Origin of the sequence: Mesorhizobium australafricanum, assembly GCF_033977265.1 — a bacterium.
Lineage (GTDB): Bacteria > Pseudomonadota > Alphaproteobacteria > Rhizobiales > Rhizobiaceae > Mesorhizobium > Mesorhizobium australafricanum.
This window is the reverse complement of record NZ_JAVIIT010000057.1, coordinates 1-1,332: the sequence shown is the minus strand read 5'-3', so window position 1 is coordinate 1,332 and position 1,332 is coordinate 1. Positions and strand designations below refer to the sequence as shown.

Genomic DNA, 1,332 nt, shown 5'->3' with positions numbered 1-1,332 from the left:
TCGATAGAGCGGCTGCTGCCGCCGAGGCCTCGGGCATCCCGGCCAGCCAGATCGTTCCGGTCTATCAAGCGTTTGGCGGAGGCACCTGGACGACCGACACCGGCGGCCAGTACGTGATGCCTACCCCGGCTCAGGAGCAGACCATGATGGACCATTGGTCCAAGCTGGTGCCGTCGCCTGCGTTCGACTATGCCTATGCCTGGGGTTCGCAACAGGGCGACACGGCGCTTGGAAGCGACAAGGCTCTGCAGTCCGTGTTCCTCCAGCACAATACGTCCTCGACCACGGCGCCTACGTCGTCGAGCACCGGCACTTCATCCATGCCCTCCGGAACCGGTACTTCGTCCACGTCATCGGGCACCGGCACTGTGTCCACGTCACCGGGCACCGGCACTTCATCTTCGCCTGCAGGCACAACCACGAGCCACACGATCTACGGCACCCCTGGCGATAACGTCCTTCACGGGACGACGGGCGCGGACACGATGGTCGGCGGCGCCGGAAATGACAACTACTATGTCAACAATGCCGGCGACAGGGTGGTCGAGTCGATCCACGGCGGCACGGACACGGTGCTCGCCTCGGTAAGCCGTGCGCTTTCGCCTGGCTTGGAAATCGAACACCTGGCTACCGCGAACCGTACGGGCACGACGGCGATCAAACTCAGCGGCAACTCCTTCGCCCAGACCATCGAGGGCAATGCCGGGCCAAACGTCATCAATGGCCGCGGCGGCCATGACGTGTTGACTGGGGACGGAGGCAAGGATGTCTTCGTTTTCAACTCGGCTCTGAAGGCCGATAACATCGCCAAGGTAACCGACTTCAACGTTGGCCAGGACAAGATCCAACTGGACCACAGCGTGTTTGCGGGCCTTCACGCCGGCGCCCTCCCGATGCAGGATTTGCACATCGGCGCGAGCGCGCATGACAGCACCGACCACATTATCTACAACAGCACGACCGGGGCGCTTTCTTTTGATAGCGACGGCACCGGCGGCACTCATCAGGTACAATTCGCCGCCCTTGCACCTCACCTCTCGCTCACGGCAAGCGCGTTCGTTGTTACATGAGCCTCGGCTTGCTCCCGCAAGTTGTTAATTGCTGCCCCGCCTTCGGCAACGGCTTAGGCTGTAGTGACAATTTAACGGCTTGGGATTCCCATCGCGAGGCAAATCAGATTCAAGGCTGACTTTTGGAGGTCGGCTTTGGAAGGTGAAGTTCTACGCGACGATCAGTGGGAGCAGATCCAGCCGTTTGTGCCGGGTGGGCGCAAGGGCAAGCGCGGCCCGCGTAGCGATGGCCGGCGCTTCTTCGATGCGCTTTTGTGGATCG

General features: G+C 61.7%; 1 protein-coding gene and 1 pseudogene. Both read left to right on the top strand.

What is annotated here, in order from left to right; genetic code table 11:
* Positions 1-1,070: M10 family metallopeptidase C-terminal domain-containing protein (locus RFM98_RS31140; protein ID WP_320312289.1), on the top strand; the 1,070-nt coding region annotated here is incomplete at its 5' end.
* Positions 1,071-1,205: 135 nt separating this feature from the next.
* Positions 1,206-1,332: pseudogene (locus RFM98_RS31135) on the top strand (IS5 family transposase); the annotation flags it as partial.